The organism is Proteus genomosp. 4 str. ATCC 51469 (genome assembly GCF_003144375.1).
GTDB lineage: Bacteria > Pseudomonadota > Gammaproteobacteria > Enterobacterales > Enterobacteriaceae > Proteus.
In genome coordinates, this window is the sequence record NZ_PENV01000012.1 from 153,674 (window position 1) to 170,613 (window position 16,940).

Below are 16,940 nucleotides of genomic sequence, written 5' to 3' on the forward strand. Positions count from 1 at the left end.
TTATAAGTTAATGATTTTTATTTTTAAAATATTAATCTATCAATAAACAACATCTATATTTTAAATAACTTTCAATTTTTTCTTATTTTATAAAATAATTCAACTAATATTATTAATAATAAAAAATCTATTTTTTATTAAAAAATAAGTATTTCTATTTTATGATAAATATTATTTTTTATTCATCACATAAATAATCTTTATTTATTTACATTTAAAGTGTAAAAATCGCTTTATTTTCAATAAGTAACAGACACACTATCTCATTCTGAGAACAATGATATAATATGTGCAATGACTTTAAAACTCTGATGATTTACGGAGCTTACTTTTTTATGCAACCCCAGTTTGAAAACTCAAAAAACACCGTAAAAACGTTATCAGTGTTTGATTTTGATGGCACGTTAACTTACCACGATAGTTTTATTCCTTTTTTAAAGTTTGCTTTCGGTAAACGTAAATTTTCACGCCGTTTAATTAAGATGGTATTACCAACATTACGTTGTTTTAGACGCAAACTAACCCGTGATGAATTAAAAGAAGTGCTTATCAAAACTTTTTTAACAAACATTGACGAACAATGGTTAAAAGAAAAAGCAGAAGCATTTTGTCAGCTTTATTGGGCTAAATTAATGCGCCCTACTGGCTTATTAGCAGTAGCAGAAGAAGTGAAAAGTAATGCCCAAGTTACTATTTGTTCTGCGTCACCAGCAATGGTTCTACAGCCTTTTGCAGATAGATTGGGGATTAAACTGATAGGCACGACACTTGAAGTAGTTGATGGAAAATTGACAGGTAAAATTATTGGGAATAACTGTCGCTGTGGTGAGAAAATTAAACGTTTAGAAGATGTCTACGGAGATCTAACGCAATATCATATGAAAGCATGGGGAGATTCTCGTGGTGATCATGAATTGCTACTAGCCTCTCAAACACCTCATTGGCGTCACTTTCATACTGGTCGTCGTAAAGCTAAAAACTCGCCCATTAAAGTGACCGTAAAAAAAGAGTCTTAGTTGCTAACTGTTTTCCTATCAACACAGAAAAAATAGCCCCCGCTAATACGAGGGCTAAATAAAGTCTTAGATATTTACGCCGTGTTGTGATGCTAACGCACCTAAACCACCCGCAAAACCTTGGCCAACGGCTTTGAATTTCCACTCTGCGCCATGGCGATATAACTCACCAAAGATCATTGCGGTTTCTGTAGACGCATCTTCAGAAAGATCAAAACGTGCAATTTCAGTATTATTGTCGTTGTTATAAACGCGCATAAAACTGTTACTTACCATACCAAAGTTTTGTTTACGATTTTCAGCATCATAAATAGTGACTGCAAATACCAGTTTTTTCACTTCAGCAGGGACTTTTGATAAAGTGATTTTGACTTGCTCATCATCACCGTCGCCTTCCCCAGTACGGTTATCTCCTTGGTGTTCAACGCTTCCGCACTGACTCACTTTGTTATTAAAGAAGATAAAACTTGCGTCTGAAAGTACTTTTCCATCTTCACCTACCATGAATACTGACGCATCTAAATCGAACTCTGCGCCATCAGTCACGCGGGCATCCCATCCTAGACCAACCATAGCAACCGACATTGTTGGTGCTTCTTTAGTCAGAGAAACATTACCACCTTTAACGAGGGAAACTGCCATATCAAAGCTCCTACTTTATTGAATAATCTGGCAATCACATATTATGACTGCCAGCGGTTAGTATCTTACTAATCGACTATCAAGAGGCATTAATGCCGTACTGAGCACAAACTGATCCTAAACCACCCGCATAACCTTGACCTACAGCGCGGAATTTCCACTCTGCGTTATGACGATATAACTCGCCAAATAACATTGCCGTTTCAGTTGATGCATCTTCAGTTAAGTCATAACGAGCAACTTCAATTTGGTTATCATCATTAACTAAACGAATAAATGCACCTGATACTTGGCCAAAGCTTTGACGGCGTGCTTGTGCATCATGGATAGTGACAACGAAAATAACCTTATCGACATCATTCGGGATCATGTCTAATTTGATTTTCAGTGCTTCATCATCACCATCACCTTCACCCGTACGGTTATCGCCGGTATGAACAACTGAGCCATCAGCAGATCTTAAATTGTTATAAAAAATGAAATCGGCATCGCTACGCACTTTTCCATTTGCAGCTAACAGAAATACAGATGCATCTAAGTCAAAATCTTGACCATCTGTAGAACGGGCATCCCAACCTAGTCCGACAAGGACGTTTTTCATCGTTGGGGCTGCTTTGCTCAGAGAGACATTACCACCTTTAGAAAGAGAAACGCTCATTTTATAACCTCTTTAGTTTTGTTTTTAATATTCTGATTTTTCAAGAATATGTATTAGTTTGTCTTACCTTGATCATCTTTTTTTTCTGGGAATACAAAACTTGCAATAATCCCCAGAGCAAGAACACCAAGCACTACAAATAGGCTAGTTGTCGCGGAAATGCTGTATCCATGTTGCCAGATATGATCTGTTGCATTTAAACCTAATTTTGCAGCAATAAAGAACAACAGCACAATAACCGCTTTTTCAAGGTAAACGAGATACTGTTTTAACGCTTCTAACACGAAGTAAAGCGTACGTAAGCCTAAGATTGCGAACATCATTGCACTATAAACAATTAGGGGTTCACGGCTTACTGCGATAATAGCGGGAACCGAATCGAAAGCAAACATCACATCAGAAAGCTCAACGACTGCCACACACAACATAAGTGGTGTTGCATATAGAGCAGCTTTTGTACCACGACCGATAGTGACATCTTTGTTTTCAGGTTTCGCTAATTCAACATCAACTTCTTTTTGTGTTAACAAAAAAGCGTGTCCAGTGATTTTTGGCCATATAGGGAAAAATCGTTTTACTAAGCGATAAGCAAGATGTTGTGAATAGTCTTCAATTTCTTCACTATCATCACCACTTTTCAGCATCATAACTGCCGTCCAAGCAACGATTAAGGCAAATACTATCTCAACATATGGTCCTAAACTTAACAGTCCTGTACCGATGGCAACAAAGATCCCACGGAAAACGATAGCACCAATGATACCCCAATAAAGAACGCGGTGACGGAAGCGGTCAGGCACTGCAAACCACGAGAAAATCGCCATCATGACAAACAAATTATCAATGGAAAGCACTTTCTCTAATGCATAACCTGTTACGAATAAACTCGCAACTTCTGCACCATGATGAATATAAAGGAATCCTGCGAATGCCATAGCAATAGCAACCCAGAATATAGACCAAAATATGGCATTCTTTAACGTTATCGGCTTATCAGCACGATGCATGAATAAGTCGATAAAAATAGCGCCAATCGCAAGTACTACAAAGACAATGACAGTTTCTGTCGGAAAACCAATATGTGTGGATACCATAATAATTCCTGAACGGTTCCCTATAAATTAATTACAAATCAAATTCTGCGGGTTGAAAGCCTAATGCAACAGCAATAGTTCGCACCGCTTCTTTTTCATCATTGTCAAAATCACCATCACTTTTCGCAACAGCGATACCAACACGAATAGCTAATTGCGCAGCTTCTGGCTGATCTTTCATTGCCAGAATATACTTCATGGTTTCGCCTTTACCGACTTCAGTATCAAACTCGAAACTTGTAATTAGCTTATTAAAGAATTCAATCACCTCAGAGGTATCAAAGACTTTAAGTTCATCCGATGCTTTTAAAAAACCCAGCATCTTCTGTTTTTCTTCAGAACTCACACCGTCGCTGGCGATAGCGATACGCGCACAGACAGCTACCGTTCCTTGCATAAATTTTTTATTTTTAAAGCGACCAACTTGCTTTGCTAACTCAGAACGTCCCGTATTAAAACCTTCTTTTAATTTGTTAAAAAAACTCATGTTACTTTTCCTTATATCAACTTGATCACTTAGAACCCGCTGTCCAGCGAAATCCCCACCCGTAGGCATTATCCATATCACGGTGGCCTTTAAAAAACTCATTGAGACGTTCAACTCTGATTGAGCCGTTCTCATTAACCAGTCGTGCTATAGCACACATGCCACGACCATTATTACCGTCAGTTAAGCGTGTTTCGATAGGTGGCTGATCAGGTACATGAATGGTAACCACGCCATCCGTTTTGCTCCAATTCGGTACACCTTCATAAATAAACGCGAAAATCAGCACTTGCTTGATATTTTTCCATTCACGTCCATTCACAAAGATCCATTCACCACCAGCAACATCTCCCGTACGATCATCACCTTGTAATTCAACATAAGGAATACGATTGAAATCACCAAATCCGTTTCCTAATGCTTGAATAACAGATTTATGGCCTTGCTGAAGTTCAACAAAAGCACCAATGTCTAAGTCGATACCTTTATTTCCGCCAAACAATCCACCCAATAACCCTGATCCACCACTCTTACTTTCACGATGCCAATCAAGATTAATACGAATTTTTCCAAAATCATCTTTCTTCGTTAGGCTGATTGCAGGTTTCTCTTTGGTTAGAGAAACCTTACTTAAGTTCACCGAACTTGGCGCTGGAGCTGGTTTCGGTGCTGGTGCTGGTGCTGGTGCTGGTGCTGGTGCTGGTTCAGAGTCTGCAATATCAACCCCAAAATGTTCAGCTAATGGTTTTAAGCCACCGTTAAATCCTTGAGCGATAAAACGGAACTTCCAACTACCATTACGACGATACAATTCACCTAAAATTAGTGCTGCTTCAGGACGACCGTTAATATCAACATTGCCATTCGCAACGACCTCATTATTAGCCTCAACTTGAATCGATAATCGTTGTAAATTTGCGATAGTTTGTTGACCTTCACAAGTCGCTGTAAACGCAATTTTTTCAACATCAGGACGTAAACGTGTTAAATCTACGGTAAAAGAAGTGCTATTTCCTGCTGTTGCATAAATAACAGTGCGATCATCACTCGCTGTTTGTCCATAAAACACCATATCGGCATCGCCATTCACTTTACCTGAGGCATAAAGTCTAAAAGCGGAAACATCAACAGGTGCGCCAGATTGAATACGAACGATTAATGTTTGATTAGGAACGGGGACATTTCCACCGGGAGTCATATTCATTTATCGCACCACCGTCGCCACTATATCAGGCATCATGTCGTTGATAACACGGCCTTTGCAAGGTGCACCAAACGCGGTGAAATCCCATTGACCATGATTACGTTGCATTGACGCAATCACAATACCAGTATGAGAGCCTTGCTCTGTTAAGGTATAACGCACTAACTCTTTATTAGTTGTTTTATCAACAACTCGACAGAATGCGTTTTCAACTTCATTAAATGTTTGTCCTCGGAAACTATTTACAGTGAAGACCAAGTATTCAACATTTGTTGGTAAACGGTCTAAATCAACGAAAATAGTTTCATCATCGCCGTCACCGTCTCCAGTTAAGTTATCACCAGAGTGAACCACTGACTGACAACTTGATTTTAATTTGCGAAACCAAATGGTATCGATTTGATTGCCATTTGCGTCAAGTAAAACGCAACTTGCATCTAAATCAATAGAACCACCACCACCAAAAAGACCACCTAATAATCCTTTTTTCTTAATTGGATCCCAGCCCAAACCAAACATTAAATGGCTCAGTGTAGGTGCTTGTTTACTGAGAGAAACTGTTTGATTCTTGCTTAATGAAACCATAATTAAATTCCTTCAGAGGTAGAGTGAAATAACAATGCCATTTGTGACTAAATCCATATCATAAAAATCATCATATCATGATGAAGTACATGAGCAAGACTATTTTTACCACTTGAATCTAAAGTTTTGTCAACCAATTGATATAATTAATATTTTTATAAAAATAAATTATAAAAACACAAAATAATTATAATAATAACGTTATTGGTTAGTCTAATTTAAACTAAAATCAAATAAATCATATTATGATTGACACAGTTCTTCGAAAACTTCATGATTATAGGACTTGAACCCTACACTTTTATTTCACGGTATACAGCGTAATGAACAATACGATTTGGTTTATGGAAGGTTTATCATCACAACGCGATATTATTCAAAGTGTTAAAGACTTTGCAAAACAGCAGCACCAAGAAATTTTTGTGCTCGCATCTCATCGCCATACACGAAATGAGATTTTATCGCTTGCTGATGGGGCTTTTTATGAACCTATTGAAGAGGCATTACGCTTAAAATTTATCGCTGATGTTGTAAAACAACATCAAGTCAAAGCCATTCATACTGGGCGCAATGGCGCATGGTTTGAATTACACCACAAAGAAATTGAGTCATTAGGGGTAAAATTAACCACAGGTGCAACTGAGCTCGGACAGCTTCAATTAGCTGATAATAAAGTCGCTTTTGCACAAGCTATGGAACAATGCGGTCTTCCTGTTGTACCTTCCATTTATATTGACTCAATCGATAAATTAGAAAAACAAATAAAAAATCTACCTTTTGGTGAGATCCCTTTATGCATTAAGCCAGTAAAAGGCATTTATGGAATGGGCTTTTGGCGCTTTGATAATCAGGTTTCGCCGATGGCGCTGTTTAACCACCCAGAAAATCGCCAAGTTAATCCACAACAATATGTTGATGCATTAAAAGCGGTTGAACACTTTGAGCCATTAGTGCTCATGCCTTATTTACCTGGCCCTGAATACTCTGTTGATATGGTTGTTGAGCAAGGCAATGTTATTGCTGCTGTTGCTCGACGCAAAGAAGGTGCAATACAACATTTAGAAATTTCAGGTGAAGCCTATGAATTAGGCAAAGCGTGTGCCACTGCGATGAAAGCAGATGGTCTTGTGAATGTTCAAACCCGAAATGATCATCAAGGCCATCCATTATTACTTGAAATTAATATGCGCCCTTCCGGTGGCATCGGTTATACCCAACACTGCGGCATTAACCTTGCTGGTATTTTTGCTTTACGCCAATTGGGATTGATGAGTATTGAAGAGGCTCAAGCTCAAAATAACTATTTTACACCGACAAAAATACGCTCAATCACCGATTCTATTGTTTTCAATTCAACGTTAACAAACGTAATAAGTACGGATAATAATTAATAATGAAAAATGGCATGAGTGACTCTTTAGTTTATCGTCGCCAGCTTAGTTGTGGCACATTGAGCGTGACGCCAAATTGCCCTATTGAGTTACTTGATGAATTATTTGATATTGCAGAAAGACGCAATCCTAAGCGTGCATTTTTATTTGTCAGCAAAGTATTGGGGCGTCATATCCCTGTTTCACCGAAAAAAATGCGTAAAACCTATCAAAGGCTTGCCTGTCAATTTCCTGACTCACTTGAAGGCCCAGTTCTATTTATTGGTATGGCAGAAACTGCTGTAGGTTTAGGTGCTGGCGTTTTTGATGAAGTGAGAAATCGCTATCAACAAGCTGTTTATTTAACATCAACACGTCATCCTGTTGAGCAGGGTGAATTGCTGTGTGAATTTAAAGAAAATCACAGCCACGCGACCGATCACTTACTCTATTTGCCTAAAACAGCAGAGCAACGCCAGTGGGTACAACAAGCAAAAACCGTTGTATTAATTGATGATGAAGCCACTACGGGCAATACCTTTATTAACCTGCTTTCAGCACTGCGTGAAGAAGGTGGATTAACCCATATTGAGCAGGTTATTGCGGTAACCTTAACTGATTGGAGTGGTGATTCTATCTCTGAGCGTTCCCCATTACCGATTAAGACTCTCTCTTTAGTTCAAGGTGAATGGCAATGGGATGCTGATCCTAATGCCCCCCTACCTGTTATGCCTAATGTTAATATTACGGCATCAGGTCAAGTTGCGATTACAGGCAAACAAAGCTGGGGTCGATTAGGAATGACAACGCCTGCAAATGATCTTGGTTTAACTATCAAAGTATCAGTTGATGAAAAAATTCTTGTATTAGGGTCGGGAGAATTTGTCTGGGAACCATTCTTATTGGCCGAACGTCTTGAAAAACAAGGTGCTATTGTAAAATATAGCTCGACAACACGTTCACCGATTTCAACCAATTTTGCTATTCAGTCAGCGATTACTTTTACTGATAATTATGGTTTAGGCATTCCTAATTTTGTCTATAACGTGGCACACCAACAATTTGATCGTATTTTACTTTGTTGTGAAACCCCGATTGACAGTATTGATAACCAACTGATTGAAGCCCTTAATAAAGTTGCACCAATTGTTGAGGTAATTAGTTATGACTAAGCCCGTTATTTTAACTGATCTCGACGACACCTTATTTCAAACGCGTCGCAAAATGATAGATGAATTAGCGCTAGAACCCTATAAAACAGGGGCATTAGACAGAAGCTTAGAGCCTCGTAGCTTTATGACGCAAGAACAAGCCATGCTAGTAGATTGGATGCTAGAACATGCTGACTTAATTCCTGTTACCGCGCGGGGTACAGAAGAAATAAGCCGAGTCACGATCCCTTTTTATTCATGGGTAATTACCACACATGGTGCTGTGGTATTAACCCCTGAAGGCACAGCAGATGCCCAGTGGCAAAGCTATATCACTCAAAGCTTAACGCCATATACACAACGTTTGCTCGCACTACAACAATCCATTACGCAATTAATGGCGGAACGACATATTGATGGTTGGGCTCGAATTAACTATGAATATGGTGATTTGCCTATTTATTTAGTGATGAAGCATAACGATAGCACCCGACTAGAAGAGCTATACGCCATAGGTGATGAGATAGAAAAAACATTCTCAACCGAAGGTTTTTATATTCATCGCAACAGTAACAATATTGCTTGGTTACCTGAACCTATTGAAAAAGGTAAAGCCGTCACCTATTTGCTTAATAAATTAAAGGCAGAACGTGGCGTTTTTCCTGTCATTGGTTTAGGCGATAGTCTGAGTGATCATCGCTTTATGAAATTGTGCAGTTGGTATGGGCTTCCTCGCCAAAGCCAATTTGCTGAGGCGATCAACACAAAAATTTTTGGAGAATAAACATGATGGATCATAAACCGTTTTCAGGATCTTATGTATCAGGTGATGTCGATTTTCTACTTCAACCCGTCAATATTGAAATGACGCCGGTTGAGTTAAAGGAAGAGCTAATACAATCGGGTAAACGTCACTATTCTGACATGCTAAGCCAAGAGCCAGAACCCACAACATGGCATCTTGATCTCTTTGAAAAAGCGCTAGAAACCGGTGCGACGCGCTTAGCAACTGAAGTGATTATGTTGACAAAATCCCTTATTGAACGCTTTGGTGATACCCCGATTATTCTAACAAGCCTTGTACGTGCAGGTGTTCCTTTAGGCGTAATGTTGCAACAAACATTGCGCAAAATGGGAAAAACCTCTTATCACTATGGAATAAGCATTATTCGAGATAGAGGCATTGATAGCGAAGCGCTTTCATGGATTGAACAACATCACGGTACAGAAGGAATTGTTTTTGTTGATGGTTGGACGGGAAAAGGCGCTATTACAGGTGAGTTAATTCGCTCGTTAACCGGACGCAAAGGCTATCCCCCACAACCACGTCTTGTCGTCCTTGCAGATCCTTGTGGTTGCGCATGGCTAAGTGCCAGTGATGAAGATTGGCTTATTCCCTTTGGGATCATGGGCGCCCCCGTTTCAGGATTAATTTCACGTTCAATTTGGACAGAAAAAGGTTTTCATGGTTTTGTCGATTGCCAACATTTAAAACAATATGAATGTAGTCGATACCTTGTTGATATTGTAGGAAAAGTCGTTGATCGCTTGATTGATAACGATATTCCACATGCCACATTTAAAGAACAACAATCAGGCTTAAAAAAGCTAAGCGAAAACGTCGTTAGTTCACTTGCAAAAAAATATGATATTTCAAATATCAATCGTATAAAACCCGGTATTGCTGAAGCCACACGCGCTGTTTTACGCCGTGTACCTGACCATGTTCTTGTGAGAGAGATAACTGATCCTGATGTGGCATTACTGGTTTATCTTGCACAAGAAAAAAATATTGCTGTTATTGAAGCAGGGCAAGCGCTTGGTCAATATCGTGCAGTGACTATCATTAAAAAGGTGAAATAATGATTGAACGATTATCCCCGTGGAATTTAGGGGCAACGCTTTATATGCCAGCAACTCGAACAGATATTGCGACAACGATTATCGATCAGAAAATTGAAGGGTTACGCTCTTTAATTATCTGTTTAGAAGATGCGGTTAGCGATGCTGATATTCCGCTGGCATTAGAAAATTTGGCTACGTTATTAACTAAGTTGGCAAAGCATAAAAAGAACCATGATTGTAGCCATTGGCCTTTGCTATTTATTCGCCCTCGCCATACGGAAATGGGCCAATGGATCACTGAAAACCTTGATGTCAGTGCTATTGATGGCCTTGTATTGCCTAAATTTACTCAAGCCTCTTTACCAGTTTGGTGGAATATCATTGAGAACACGCATTTATGTATGATGCCAACTCTTGAAACCGAAGAGGTGTTTGATGTTATTCAAATGACAGCGCTTGCAAACCACCTACTGACTCACCCTTGTCATAACAGAATTATCGCGTTACGTATTGGTGGCAATGACTTAATGAATGTGATTTCGCTAAGACGTAATCGCCAGTTAACACTTTATGATGGCCCAATGGGTTATGTCATAAAAATGCTAGTTGCTGTATTTGGTGCTCGTCAGTTTGCTCTCACCGCGCCAGTTTGTGAGCATATTGATGATCACCATATTATGGATAAAGAGCTTGCTCTTGATATTGCTAATGGTCTTGTTGGTAAAACGGCGATACATCCAAAGCAAATTCACAAGATTGAACAAGCCCTCATGGTATCTCAATCCGACCACTCAGATGCTTTACGTATCTTAAACTCAACGCAAGCCGTCTTTAAATCACAAGGTGCGATGTGTGAACCTGCAACACATCGTCGCTGGGCATTGAGTATTTTAACCAGAGCTAAAATTTATGGCATTATTCCTAACCAACAAAATAATGCTCAACGTTTTAATGCAACATAAAACACTCTATAGCAGGTGATGAACTCGATAAGGTAAAATAATTATCTTATCTTGATTTTGATTTATAAGTTTCTAGTCAAAATATGTTATCTTTAACTAGAACTTATAAAAACAAAACCGACTTTTTTTATTTAAAAAGTCATTTTTTTGATTTGAATTATTATTTTATACTACATTTAATAGGACGCTTATTTTATTTATACTTGTAATGTTTCTGATACTTGTAAATAAAGTGTAAGAACAAGAATAATAAAAATTACAGCCGAATATTTTAACACACGAATGACAGAATAAGTGGTAACTAAGCATGCAATTAAGCACTCGTCAGGTCAGAGTCTTTACACTGGCAACCCTTTTAAGCTCGGGAAAAAAGGTTCCAACCATTAAGATTATTTCTGCTCTTGAATGCTCAGAGCCAACGTTAACTCGCGTTTTAAAAGAGATAAGAGATTCTTATGACGCTGAAATAAAGTACAGTAAAGCGTCTCGAGCTTATCAAATGACTGAACGTGGTCAACTTGATAATAAAACCTTACGTCGTATGCGTGAGGCATTATCAGCCAGTGAAGATCTTCGTCATAATGGAATGACAAGCCGAGTTTATCTTGATAAAGATAAGAAGAAATCGGTTTCACTTTCATTAAAAATGTCAGCATTGCGCAAAATTGACAGATTATCTTATTTAAATAATTCCACACGCAGTGAAGCGGTTGAATTATTGGTTGACCATTATATTGAAAATTTAATTCAATCAACACTTGCTGAATTAGCTGAAAAAGAAAAAGACAAAAAATAGGTTAAAAAAAACAATAATATATATTAAGAAATAGCTTGATACATTAGTATCAAGCTATTTTTACAATCAATAATAAATTAAATAAAATACTTATTAAATAAATATTTTTTATATAATTAATGAGTTGTAGTTTTATTTTCAATTATTTTTAATGGAAAATTAAAACAAACACAATTAATTGAATTTACTTGTTTTTTTATTAAATTATTTAATATTATATAAATAAAAAGCATTTATACCTAATCTTTATTAGTCATTCTTTTAAGATTATTCCAATTAAGACTAATCAATTAAAAATATCTTTAATAATAAACGCCCATTAACTACACAAAATAAGAGTGAATGTGGATTAAATTCTCTTTTATTTTACTTTTTATGTGATCTTCTTTCAGATTAATAATATCGGACAATCATCACTGCGTTTTTTGCCTAATTTAATTAAACTAAGCATAATCTCAATTCAACACGTTCATCAGTCGGTTAGTATATTAACCGCTTATTCCTATCTCACTAACAGGATAAATGCATGAGAAGATTGCCAGTTTACCTTTTACTTGATACATCGGGTTCTATGTATGGCGAACCTATTGAAGCAGTAAAGAATGGCGTTGAAATGCTCTTATCAACATTACGCCAAGATCCTTACGCATTAGAAACCGCCTATATTTCTATCATCACCTTTAATTCAACTGCACAACAAATTATTCCACTCACTGATTTAATTAACTTTAACGTACCTGACTTAGTTGCAAGTGGAACAACAGCATTAGGTGAGGCGCTCACATTAGTTTCTGATCGTATTGAAAACGAAGTACAAAAAACAACCGCTGAAACTAAAGGTGATTGGCGACCGCTTGTTTTTGTAATGACTGATGGCGCACCAACTGACGATTGGAAAAAAGGCGTTGAGAAATTTAAAGTAGCCCGTACTGGTGTTGTGATTGCTTGCGCAGCAGGACAATCTGCACAAACGGATGTACTAAAAAATATTACTGAGATTGTATTACAGCTAGATACGGCGGATTCTAACACCATAAAATCATTTTTTAAGTGGGTTTCAGCCAGTATTTCTGTCGGTAGCCAAAAAGTCGATTTAACCAAAAAAGATATTAGTGATCTTGATGACTTACCACCACCTCCTCCTGAGGTTAACGTTGTACTTTAAATAAAAAAGGAATGAATATGTCAGTGAGTTTAAAAAAAGGACAAGGTATTAGTTTAAAGAAAAATGAATATGACCTTTCCTCTGTCACTATCGGTTTAGGTTGGGATATCAACGAAGAAAAACGCGGATTCCTTGGTGGGCTTTTTGGCAAAAAAAGCGAAGAATACGATTTAGACGTTATCGCCTTTTTATGTGGTGAAAACGGCAAGGTCAATGATCTGGGTAAAATTGAAGGTGGACAACCTTCTCTTGTTAATGGCGATATTATTTTCTTTAATAGCCTTAAACATAAATCTGGGCAAATCTGGTTAACAGGTGATAACCGTACAGGTGCTGGTGATGGGGATGATGAACAGATCATCGCAAAATTAAATACCTTAGATCCTAAATTTACCAAAATCGTCTTTATTGTTCAGATTTACAATGGGCGTGAACTACAACAACACTTTGGTAAAGTACAAAATGCCTTTATCCGCGCCGTTGATGCTAAAAATGTAGAAATGGCTCGTTTTGATTTATCAGGAGGCGAAGCCTTCAATAATCAACGCTCAATGTTATTTGCTGAATTAGTCAGAGAAGAAAATGGCTGGAAACTTAACGCTATTGGTGAACCTTCAAGTTCAGATAGTTTTGTTTCTTACTTAAAGGACTTTACCTAATGAGAAGACTTCCTGTTTACCTACTTATTGACACATCAGGATCAATGAGAGGTGAATCTATTCATGCCGTTAACGTAGGAATACAAACAATGCTAAATGCATTGAGACAAGATCCCTACGCATTAGAAAGTGTACATATCTCAATTATCACTTATGATAATGAAGCACGTGAATTTATTCCTTTAACGGCATTAGAAGATTTCCAATTCACTGATATCACCGTTCCTAGCTCTGGTGGCACATTTACTGGTGCAGCTCTTGAATGTTTAATCAAGTGTGTTGATCGTGATATTAAACGCTCTGATGGTGATCAAAAAGGTGACTGGCGCCCACTGGTTTTCTTAATGACAGATGGCACCCCTTCTGATGCTTACGCCTATGGTGAAGCCATTAAAGAAGTGAAAAAACGCTCATTTGGTTCGATCATCGCCTGTGCAGTTGGTCCAAAAGCCAAACATGACCACCTTAAAGAGCTCACATCTCAAGTAGTGGCATTAGAAACATTAGACTCTAACGCCTTCTCAGGCTTTTTCAAATGGGTTTCTGCTAGTGTCGCATCTGGCAGTTCCAGTGCGGGCATTAACACCGATAAAGACACATTACCACCACCGCCGCCTGAAATTCAGTTAGTACTATGATCCACAAAAGCAAAGCGCTAAAACAGGCTTTGCTTTTATTTTATTTAGGCTTTGATTTATCCATCACAAATATATAACAGCCACTATAAAGTGATAAGGTATAACAATGAGAAGGCTACCTATTTTCTTTGTGTTAGATTGCTCAGAATCGATGATAGGTGAAAACCTAAAAAAGATGAATGACGGTCTTACGACTATTATTAGCGATCTCAGGCGAGATCCTCACGCTCTTGAAACTGCTTGGGTTTCTGTCATTGCCTTTGCTGGCGTAGCGAAAACCATTGTTCCACTCACTGAAGTTGTCTCTTTTTATCCCCCTCAGCTTCCTCTTGGTGGTGGCACATCACTAGGCAGTGCGTTACGAGAACTCACTCACCAAATCGACACTCAAGTAAGAAAAACCACCCTTGAGCAAAAAGGTGATTGGAAACCTGTTGTTTATCTTCTTACTGACGGCAGACCAACTGATGATTACGCACAAGAGATCAAGCGCTGGAAAGCTCACTACGCCAACAAAGTTAACTTAATTGCGATTGGATTAGGCTTAAGTGCTGACTTACACGCGCTATCACAATTAACTGAAAATGTGCTGTTATTTACTGAAGCACAAGAAGGCGATTTCACCCGTTTTATAAAATGGATAACAATGTCTGTGGTTTCTCATAGTCGGAGTGTTGGCGAGGAAACACCCCCACTTTTAAGCAAAACCGAGCAAATTGTTCGCCTTGCGAAAGATGATGTAGCTCGTGCCTATGATGAATCTTGTGTCACATTTGTCGGCCGTTGTAGCCACACACGCTCACCTTATTTAATGAAATATGAACGCCCCCCCATGAAAACCTCTGGACTTGATTTTAACCTAAACCTCAATGGGTTTAATTTAACAGGCTGCTACACCTTAAATGAAGATTACTTTGCATGGAGTGATCTCAGCGCTACGGCATATCAAGTAAATACCAGTGAGCTTCATGGCACTCCTGGTTGCCCTTATTGTGGTAATGCCACTGCTTTTGCCGTTTGCCAATGTGGTAAATTACTCTGTGTAAATGGCCCTGAAACAGTTATTTGCCCATGGTGTGATAACAGCATCACCTTTGGAAATAACAGCAATCAATCTGACTTTGATGTCACTCGAGGTAAAGGCTAATGGATAAGAAAGCCCTACTCACAAAACTGATTATTGATGATACGCTAACTTCGCAACGCATTGCGGTACATGAAGAGCTCATTATTGCGTTATATGAAGATACAGAAATTGCTCAACATATTGATTTTATTATTGATAAAATTAAAGCAAAAACAACAGAAAAAATAACACCACAAGACAAAGTACAACCTATTCTTCTGTTATTGCCACCTGCGCGCAATTTAGCCTCTGACGAAACATCACTACCAAAAGAAAACCCATTAAAACCAGGGCAAATTCCTACACACTCATCACCAATACCAATAGAGAAACCGATTATTCACCGCCCTACGGCCAAAATCACCCTTTCTAATGCCAAAGTCGGTAGCGAATTTAATTCTTCGATTAATATTGAATTAGATACGCTTGATACTGCACAAATTGAGTCTGTAAATTTTCCGGAAGCTCTCGGCATAACCTTTGATGCCGAAAGTTGTTGTTTAGTCGGCACACCAACAAAAAGTGGCAATTTCACATTGGTTGTCCATTGGTCTGTTAATGCCATTTGCTATCACAATGACGTCTTATTAATCATTAATCCTGATCCTCGTAGCTTATGGCAAATTAACGAACCTCCCGCAAATAGCCCTTATCCTAAAGCACATATTGATAGCAAACTTATTCTTAAAGACGGTATTCGTATTGCAGGAGCAAGTCGTCGTGGTCGCTCTCATGAACATGCAGGTACATTTCGTGATGACGATTTTTATATTCATCACGATAGCCAAAGCCAATGGAATATTTTAATTGTCGCTGACGGTGCAGGTAGTGCTCGCTACTCTCGTGAAGGTTCACGCATTGTCACCAAAGTGGTCAGTGAATACCTTCAAGAACAATTGAACATTGAAAAAAATCCAGCATTAGCCCCTTATCTCAACACCATTCACCAATGGGATGATGAAAATGAGAAAAGGCAGGTAGGCAACTTTTTTTCTAAGCTATTTCACAATGCGTCACAGCTTGCGATTAATCACCTAAAAAATGAAGCCATTCGCATTAATGAACCCGTAAAATCATTTTCAACTACACTGTTGGCAACAGTGACTTTACGTATCAATGATGAGCTATTTGCAGCAGCCTTTTGGATGGGTGATGGTGCAATTGCCGCTTATGGACCCGCTGGAAAAGTCCGCGTTTTAGGTATTCCTGATAGTGGTGAATATGCAGGACAAACCCGTTTTCTTGATGATAATGCGCTTAATGATATCGAATTTAATCGACGCATTATTATTGGTAAATGGAGCGAAATTTCACACCTGATATTAATGACAGATGGTGTGTCTGATCCGAAGTTTGAAACAGATAACGGCTTACAAGATCCCAATAAATGGGCAGCGCTTATTGATGAAATATCGCCTTGTTTAGCCTCACCAGAAACCGCTGATCAAACACTGGCCGAATGGCTAAATTTCTTTTCAGCAGGCAATCACGATGACCGCACTCTGGTTGTGGCGTGGTGATCATCAAAGAAAAAATAGGTGA

18 protein-coding genes are annotated in these 16,940 nt (G+C 38.4%); 12 read left to right on the plus strand and 6 right to left on the minus strand.

The features are described 5' to 3' along the window. Positions 1–335: 335 nt before the first annotated feature. A complete protein-coding gene (locus tag DK866_RS12335) occupies positions 336–1,016 on the plus strand; it encodes an HAD family hydrolase (protein ID WP_109409142.1) in 681 nt (226 codons plus the stop codon). A 66-nt stretch (positions 1,017–1,082) separates the two neighbouring features. Here DK866_RS12335 and DK866_RS12340 read toward each other — a convergent pair whose 3' ends face one another. The 6 genes from DK866_RS12340 to DK866_RS12365 form a co-directional block, all read right to left on the minus strand. Next, the gene (locus DK866_RS12340) at positions 1,083–1,658 is read right to left on the minus strand and encodes a TerD family protein (RefSeq protein ID WP_109409143.1); all 576 of its coding nucleotides are present in this window, start codon (positions 1,656–1,658) and stop codon (positions 1,083–1,085) included. 79 nt (positions 1,659–1,737) lie between these two features. Next, a complete protein-coding gene (locus DK866_RS12345) occupies positions 1,738–2,316 on the minus strand; it encodes a TerD family protein (RefSeq protein ID WP_072070083.1) in 579 nt (192 codons plus the stop codon). 53 nt (positions 2,317–2,369) lie between these two features. Then, positions 2,370–3,410 (minus strand): TerC/Alx family metal homeostasis membrane protein, encoded by a 1,041-nt coding sequence (locus DK866_RS12350; RefSeq protein ID WP_109409144.1) that lies wholly within the window; start codon positions 3,408–3,410, stop codon positions 2,370–2,372. Between the two features lie 31 nt (positions 3,411–3,441). After that, positions 3,442–3,897: a tellurite resistance TerB family protein gene (locus DK866_RS12355; RefSeq protein WP_109409145.1), complete on the minus strand. Its 456-nt coding sequence runs from the start codon at positions 3,895–3,897 to the stop codon at positions 3,442–3,444. A 25-nt stretch (positions 3,898–3,922) separates the two neighbouring features. After that, the gene (locus DK866_RS12360; protein ID WP_109409146.1) at positions 3,923–5,101 is read right to left on the minus strand and encodes a TerD family protein; all 1,179 of its coding nucleotides are present in this window, start codon (positions 5,099–5,101) and stop codon (positions 3,923–3,925) included. Next, positions 5,102–5,686 (minus strand): TerD family protein, encoded by a 585-nt coding sequence (locus DK866_RS12365; protein ID WP_109409147.1) that lies wholly within the window; start codon positions 5,684–5,686, stop codon positions 5,102–5,104. It lies immediately after the preceding gene. A gap of 323 nt (positions 5,687–6,009) precedes the next feature. Here DK866_RS12365 and DK866_RS12370 point away from each other — a divergent pair, with 323 nt between their 5' ends. The 11 genes from DK866_RS12370 (at position 6,010) to DK866_RS12420 (ending at position 16,918) form a co-directional block, all read left to right on the plus strand. After that, positions 6,010–7,077, plus strand: coding sequence for an ATP-grasp domain-containing protein (locus DK866_RS12370; protein ID WP_109409148.1), 1,068 nt, complete (start codon positions 6,010–6,012; stop codon positions 7,075–7,077). Positions 7,078–7,091: 14 nt separating this feature from the next. Continuing rightward, entirely contained in the window at positions 7,092–8,228 is a 1,137-nt protein-coding gene (locus tag DK866_RS12375) for a phosphoribosyltransferase domain-containing protein (RefSeq protein WP_208624182.1), read from the plus strand. Continuing rightward, positions 8,221–8,991: a hypothetical protein gene (locus DK866_RS12380; RefSeq protein WP_109409150.1), complete on the plus strand. Its 771-nt coding sequence runs from the start codon at positions 8,221–8,223 to the stop codon at positions 8,989–8,991. The genes DK866_RS12375 and DK866_RS12380 overlap by 8 nt, the downstream gene beginning before the upstream one ends. A gap of 2 nt (positions 8,992–8,993) precedes the next feature. Further along, positions 8,994–10,070: a cysteine protease StiP family protein gene (locus tag DK866_RS12385; RefSeq protein WP_109409151.1), complete on the plus strand. Its 1,077-nt coding sequence runs from the start codon at positions 8,994–8,996 to the stop codon at positions 10,068–10,070. Beyond that, positions 10,070–11,014 carry an HpcH/HpaI aldolase/citrate lyase family protein gene (locus DK866_RS12390; protein WP_109409152.1) on the plus strand — a complete coding sequence of 315 codons (945 nt, stop codon included), beginning with the start codon at positions 10,070–10,072 and terminating at the stop codon, positions 11,012–11,014. Before DK866_RS12385 ends, DK866_RS12390 begins: the two co-directional genes overlap by 1 nt. A 307-nt stretch (positions 11,015–11,321) precedes the next feature. Beyond that, a complete protein-coding gene (locus DK866_RS12395; RefSeq protein WP_109409153.1) occupies positions 11,322–11,810 on the plus strand; it encodes a tellurium resistance protein TerW in 489 nt (162 codons plus the stop codon). A gap of 526 nt (positions 11,811–12,336) precedes the next feature. Beyond that, positions 12,337–12,975: a vWA domain-containing protein gene (locus DK866_RS12400; RefSeq protein WP_109409154.1), complete on the plus strand. Its 639-nt coding sequence runs from the start codon at positions 12,337–12,339 to the stop codon at positions 12,973–12,975. Positions 12,976–12,992: 17 nt separating this feature from the next. Continuing rightward, complete coding sequence (locus DK866_RS12405; protein WP_109409155.1) at positions 12,993–13,634, plus strand: TerD family protein; 642 nt, start codon at positions 12,993–12,995, stop codon at positions 13,632–13,634. After that, a complete protein-coding gene (locus DK866_RS12410) occupies positions 13,634–14,272 on the plus strand; it encodes a vWA domain-containing protein (protein ID WP_072068977.1) in 639 nt (212 codons plus the stop codon). The genes DK866_RS12405 and DK866_RS12410 overlap by 1 nt, the downstream gene beginning before the upstream one ends. Before the next feature lie 106 nt (positions 14,273–14,378). Then, complete coding sequence (locus DK866_RS12415; protein WP_109409156.1) at positions 14,379–15,419, plus strand: TerY-C metal binding domain-containing protein; 1,041 nt, start codon at positions 14,379–14,381, stop codon at positions 15,417–15,419. Beyond that, positions 15,419–16,918 carry a PP2C family serine/threonine-protein phosphatase gene (locus DK866_RS12420; RefSeq protein ID WP_109409157.1) on the plus strand — a complete coding sequence of 500 codons (1,500 nt, stop codon included), beginning with the start codon at positions 15,419–15,421 and terminating at the stop codon, positions 16,916–16,918. Before DK866_RS12415 ends, DK866_RS12420 begins: the two co-directional genes overlap by 1 nt. The last annotated feature ends 22 nt before the right edge of the window (positions 16,919–16,940 follow it).

Excerpts from the sequence above, each read along its gene's own strand:
- DK866_RS12365 (WP_109409147.1), bottom strand. The coding sequence starts at position 5,686 with ATGGTTTCATTAAGCAAGAATCAAACAGTTTCTCTCAGTAAACAAGCA.
- DK866_RS12415 (WP_109409156.1), top strand. The coding sequence starts at position 14,379 with ATGAGAAGGCTACCTATTTTCTTTGTGTTAGATTGCTCAGAATCGATG.
- DK866_RS12355 (WP_109409145.1), bottom strand. The coding sequence starts at position 3,897 with ATGAGTTTTTTTAACAAATTAAAAGAAGGTTTTAATACGGGACGTTCT.
- DK866_RS12380 (WP_109409150.1), top strand. The coding sequence starts at position 8,221 with ATGACTAAGCCCGTTATTTTAACTGATCTCGACGACACCTTATTTCAA.
- DK866_RS12410 (WP_072068977.1), top strand. The coding sequence starts at position 13,634 with ATGAGAAGACTTCCTGTTTACCTACTTATTGACACATCAGGATCAATG.
- DK866_RS12360 (WP_109409146.1), bottom strand. The coding sequence starts at position 5,101 with ATGAATATGACTCCCGGTGGAAATGTCCCCGTTCCTAATCAAACATTA.
- DK866_RS12395 (WP_109409153.1), top strand. The coding sequence starts at position 11,322 with ATGCAATTAAGCACTCGTCAGGTCAGAGTCTTTACACTGGCAACCCTT.
- DK866_RS12370 (WP_109409148.1), top strand. The coding sequence starts at position 6,010 with ATGAACAATACGATTTGGTTTATGGAAGGTTTATCATCACAACGCGAT.
- DK866_RS12375 (WP_208624182.1), top strand. The coding sequence starts at position 7,092 with ATGAGTGACTCTTTAGTTTATCGTCGCCAGCTTAGTTGTGGCACATTG.
- DK866_RS12350 (WP_109409144.1), bottom strand. The coding sequence starts at position 3,410 with ATGGTATCCACACATATTGGTTTTCCGACAGAAACTGTCATTGTCTTT.
- DK866_RS12345 (WP_072070083.1), bottom strand. The coding sequence starts at position 2,316 with ATGAGCGTTTCTCTTTCTAAAGGTGGTAATGTCTCTCTGAGCAAAGCA.
- DK866_RS12420 (WP_109409157.1), top strand. The coding sequence starts at position 15,419 with ATGGATAAGAAAGCCCTACTCACAAAACTGATTATTGATGATACGCTA.
- DK866_RS12400 (WP_109409154.1), top strand. The coding sequence starts at position 12,337 with ATGAGAAGATTGCCAGTTTACCTTTTACTTGATACATCGGGTTCTATG.
- DK866_RS12340 (WP_109409143.1), bottom strand. The coding sequence starts at position 1,658 with ATGGCAGTTTCCCTCGTTAAAGGTGGTAATGTTTCTCTGACTAAAGAA.
- DK866_RS12390 (WP_109409152.1), top strand. The coding sequence starts at position 10,070 with ATGATTGAACGATTATCCCCGTGGAATTTAGGGGCAACGCTTTATATG.
- DK866_RS12405 (WP_109409155.1), top strand. The coding sequence starts at position 12,993 with ATGTCAGTGAGTTTAAAAAAAGGACAAGGTATTAGTTTAAAGAAAAAT.
- DK866_RS12385 (WP_109409151.1), top strand. The coding sequence starts at position 8,994 with ATGATGGATCATAAACCGTTTTCAGGATCTTATGTATCAGGTGATGTC.
- DK866_RS12335 (WP_109409142.1), top strand. The coding sequence starts at position 336 with ATGCAACCCCAGTTTGAAAACTCAAAAAACACCGTAAAAACGTTATCA.